The 3,836-nt window shown below is 70.0% G+C and carries 5 protein-coding genes and 1 pseudogene; 2 read left to right on the forward strand and 4 right to left on the reverse strand.

All coding sequences use genetic code 11. The features are described from left to right. Nucleotides 1-574, reverse strand: a 574-nt coding sequence (locus G6038_RS30335; protein WP_240918888.1) for a DUF2254 family protein, incomplete at its 3' end; no start/stop codon positions are given. A 155-nt stretch (nucleotides 575-729) separates the two neighbouring features. On the opposite strand from G6038_RS30335, the gene G6038_RS30340 reads away from it, so the two are divergent. Then, complete coding sequence (locus G6038_RS30340; protein WP_165042577.1) at nucleotides 730-1,236, forward strand: hypothetical protein; 507 nt, start codon at nucleotides 730-732, stop codon at nucleotides 1,234-1,236. Nucleotides 1,237-1,320: 84 nt separating this feature from the next. Here G6038_RS30340 and G6038_RS30345 read toward each other — a convergent pair whose 3' ends face one another. Further along, entirely contained in the window at nucleotides 1,321-1,653 is a 333-nt protein-coding gene (locus G6038_RS30345) for a hypothetical protein (RefSeq protein ID WP_240918889.1), read from the reverse strand. Nucleotides 1,654-1,667: 14 nt separating this feature from the next. Here G6038_RS30345 and G6038_RS30350 point away from each other — a divergent pair. Continuing rightward, nucleotides 1,668-1,880, forward strand: a pseudogene (locus G6038_RS30350) (TauD/TfdA family dioxygenase); the annotation flags it as partial. A gap of 49 nt (nucleotides 1,881-1,929) precedes the next feature. On the opposite strand, the gene G6038_RS30355 reads toward G6038_RS30350, so the two are convergent. Together G6038_RS30355 and G6038_RS30360 are read right to left on the reverse strand one after the other, a co-directional pair. Beyond that, nucleotides 1,930-2,841, reverse strand: coding sequence for a formylglycine-generating enzyme family protein (locus G6038_RS30355; protein ID WP_206025875.1), 912 nt, complete (start codon nucleotides 2,839-2,841; stop codon nucleotides 1,930-1,932). A 138-nt stretch (nucleotides 2,842-2,979) separates the two neighbouring features. Beyond that, a complete protein-coding gene (locus G6038_RS30360) occupies nucleotides 2,980-3,618 on the reverse strand; it encodes an isochorismatase family protein (RefSeq protein ID WP_165042581.1) in 639 nt (212 codons plus the stop codon). Nucleotides 3,619-3,836 lie beyond the last annotated feature (218 nt).

The raw sequence follows: 3,836 nt of genomic DNA on the forward strand, positions 1-3,836 counted from the left end.
GGAACAGCACCAGCGCGAGGACGCTGGCCACCGTCAGCAGGTAGGCCGTCGTCATCGCCATCTGCGGGACGAACGCGGTGCCGTCGGCGTCGTCGGTGTCGCTGCGGACGGTGCGCAGCACGGTCAGCGCGTAGGTGAACGTCGCCAGGAACAGCGCCAGGGTGCGTTGGACGACACGGTCGGCGGCGAAGGTGCGCAGCAACCGCGGGGAGTACTGGCTGCTGGCCAGCTGCAGGGTCACCAGTGTCAGCGAGAACGTCAGCGAGGTGACGGTGATCAACGAGGCGGCGATCGCGCTCAGTACCTCGCGGGCCGCGTCGGCACCGCCCCCGAACAGGTATCCCGCCACCGTCGGTGGCAGCCGGGCATCGAGGGCGGCGTCGAGCTCGGGTAGGCCGATGCCGGCCAGCACGGCCAGCAGCACCGCGGCCGCCGGGACGGGCCACAGCCGCGAACGTATCGCTTCGACGAGCACCTGCCGACGCTTCAGCACAGCGGCGGCATGTCCTCGTCGCCTCCGGGCCCCGGGGCCGCCGTCGGTCTCGGACTTCACGGACACCGCCCGGAACCACATTCCTCGCGCATACCCCCGCCCACGGCCGGGTAATCGCGCACCCGTCGCTGCGCCTGCGGAGTGCGGCGGATCGGCTGGAACGGCCTCGGTGGCCGGACCGAGGTGGATACGATGCCGACACCTGTGCAGAACTGGTGCGACGATCGGAATCGGTCATGACGAAGCTGGTGAACTCGCTGTCCGAGGACGAATTCGTGCTCGTGCGGCAGACGAAGAAGGCGCAGATGGCGGATCTCGACGAGGACGACCTGATCGACCTGCACACCCGCATCCGCCGATCACGCAACAAGTACGTCAAGCTCTACCGCCGGCAGGGTGCCGAGAAGGTCGGCGCGAAAAAGTCTCGGGCGGCCGGTAAGTCGGCGAACGAGCGGAACGCCGGCAAGGCGGAGGTGTTCGAGGATGCGCTGGCCCGGGTCAGTCGCCAGCTGGGGGCGGTGGCCCGCCGCTCGGCCGAGGAGCTGAAGCAGGAACGGCTCGCCCGCGCCCGCCCGGATGCCGCCGCGCCCACCGTCGGTGTCGGTGACGAGGGCAAGGTGCGGTCGAAGGGCAAGACCCGCGTCGATGCCACCCGTAACTCGGCCGGCCGCAAGAAGTACGAGGCGTCGACCATCGCCGCCGGGGCGCGCCGGCAAGCCAAGAAGGACAGCAAGAACCGCTGAACGTCCGGGATCCGCCGCGACGACGTCGGTGGAGCAGGCCCGGGGTGCCGGTGCATGTGCAGCACACCGGCACCGCCGAGCCGGTCAGTGAGTTGCCAGTGCGACGCGCCGGCGTTCGTCTGCCGACACACCCCCGCCGGGCGGAAGATCGATCCGGACGTGATGCAGCGTGCCGGTGAACGCGAACCGGCCGAACTCGGCGGTCTCCTCCGCGACCGGGCTGCCCCGGTCGATGCCGATGTCGAGTTGCTCGTTCATCGAGAAGATCGCCCGTGCGGTGCGTTCGGTGCGTGCGCGCGCCACGACCTCACCGTCGACGGACAGCACCGCCTCGCCGCCCTTCCCGATGCCCCCGTCGTAGTCGAAGTGGAGCGACACTTCGCGCACGTCGCCGGTGAGGGGGCGGGGTGAGCGCACGAAGGTGCGGTGACATCCCCGACATGGATCCGGTCGAGGGTGGTCGGCTGCTGCAGCACCTGTTCGATCAGGCCAAGGTCCCCGACTTCCAGTGCCGATTCCGGTCGGCACCGAATTCCGTTGCGTTCTGGGACAACCGGGCCACTCAGCACTATGCGGCCAGCGACTACTTCCCGCACCGGCGCGTGATGGAGCGGGTGTCGATCCTCGGCGACGTTCCGCGCTGACCGCGCCCGGCGTCGCGAGGCCGGTGACCGGTGCCGGTCACCGGCCTCGTCACGCACCCGGCCGCACGATGCAGCGGAAACCGATGTGGCACGTCGACGTCTCGACCGACTCGCCCTGCCGGGCCGCCGGACGGTAGCGGAGACAGTAGTTCGGCGCACACAGGTGCGAGCCGCCCTTGATCACGCGCCGCGGGTACGGGCCGGACTCGTCGCCGGCGCCCGTGCGGGGATTGCTCGGGATGCAGCAGGCGTGCGCGGGGGCGGTGTCGCGCCCGTCGGCGCCGTGGTGCGCGGTGTAGTGGTCCGCCGTCCACTCCCACACGTTGCCGGCCATGTCGACCAGTCCGTACCCGTTGGGACGGTAGGACCCGACGGGCGAGGTCCCCACGAAGCCGTCCTCGCCGGTGTTCTCCCACGGGAAGCGGCCCTGCCAGGTGTTGGCGCGGTAGCGGCCGCGCGGAGCGAACTCGTCGCCCCACACGAACCGCGCCCGGTCCAGACCGCCGCGCGCGGCGAACTCCCATTCCGCCTCGGTCGGCAGCTCCTTGCCGGCCCACTGCGCGTAGGCCAGGGCATCGAAGAACGACACGTGCGTGACCGGGTGACGGTCGCGTCCCGCCACGGTGCTGTCCGGTCCTTCCGGATGCCGCCACTGCGCGCCCGGCGTCCACGCCCACCAGCGGCGGTAGTCGTCGAGCGGCACCGGCCCGGGCGGCGGCACGAACACCAGCGACCCCGGCACCAGCAGGTCGGGTTCGGCGTCGGGGTAGTCCCGCGGATCCGGTGCCGTTTCGGCGGTGGTGACGTACCCGGTGTCCTTCACGAAGCGGCGGAACTCGGCGACGGTCACCGGGTGCTCGTCCATGCAGAATCCGTCGACCCGGACCTGGTGCACGGGACGCTCCTCGGGATAGAACTCCTCCGACCCCATCCAGAACGTTCCGCCGGGGATCCAGGTCATGTTCTTCGGGGCGTTGGAAGTTGCTGGGGGAGTGGCCATGCACTCCAGGTTCTCAGAGTTGCGCGTCGAATGGGCGGGGTGTCCCGCCGGCAGGTACTCTGTGTGCGCCTGCGGGACCCGGTACTTCGCCGCTGGTTGTCAGACCGCCGCGACCGCCGAACGTCCCTGAAGAGCCGACTCGACCAGGTTGCTCGTGGGCAGCGTGGTGCCGGACTCCACGGCCGCGATCCACTCGGAAGTCGTGGTGACCGCGGCGAAGTTGGACTGCAACAGCACCATCAGCGTGGTGTGCAGGGACTGAGCGGAGACCTGCCCCGCTTGATTGGCGAGATGGATCGCGCCGGTGGCGTCGGAGAGGACCTCGGTGGCGAATCCGAGCGCCTCGGCTTCCGCAGCGGTCGCGAGGTCGCAGTTGTTGGTCATGAAGCCGACGATCGTGACGGTGTCGACCTCGCGGGCGCGCAGCCACTCGGCCACGTCGGTGCCGGCGAAGACGCTCGCGTACTGCTTGTCGACCCGCTTGCACGCCGGGTCGATGCGCCGCTCGATCTCCGGATGCAGCGACCATCCGGTCGAGCCCTCGACGAAGACGGGGGCGCCGTCGGGCATGCGGTGCTGGACGACGACGACCGGCACGTCGTGGGCCGCGGCGGCGTCGAGAGCGGCGGCGATGTTGGCGAGCGACTCCTCACGCGGCGGATGCTGGATCTCGAGCGGGCCGTCGAAGTACTCCTGCTGGACGTCGACGACGACGAGGGCGCGGCGGGGTGCGGTCACAGTGTTCTCCCGGGTGGTCGAGGGGTTTCGCGCCCCGGCGGGGCGCCTCCCGTTCGATTCTTCCCGCGCGCTACCCTGACCGTGAGTGGCACTACAGATGTTTCGAAAATTGAGTGAGTAATGATCACAAGGAGAGCCCGGTGTGGTCGAGGAAGGCGTGGCACAGGTCGTAGCTCGACCCGATCCGGGTCAGTCCGGCCTCGGTCGCCACACGGACC

Origin of the sequence: Rhodococcus sp. 14C212, assembly GCF_011058195.1 — a bacterium.
Classification (GTDB): Bacteria; Actinomycetota; Actinomycetes; order Mycobacteriales; family Mycobacteriaceae; genus Rhodococcus; species Rhodococcus aetherivorans.

Excerpts from the sequence above, each read along its gene's own strand:
- G6038_RS30340 (WP_165042577.1), top strand. The coding sequence starts at position 730 with ATGACGAAGCTGGTGAACTCGCTGTCCGAGGACGAATTCGTGCTCGTG.
- G6038_RS30355 (WP_206025875.1), bottom strand. The coding sequence starts at position 2,841 with ATGACCTGGATCCCCGGCGGAACGTTCTGGATGGGGTCGGAGGAGTTC.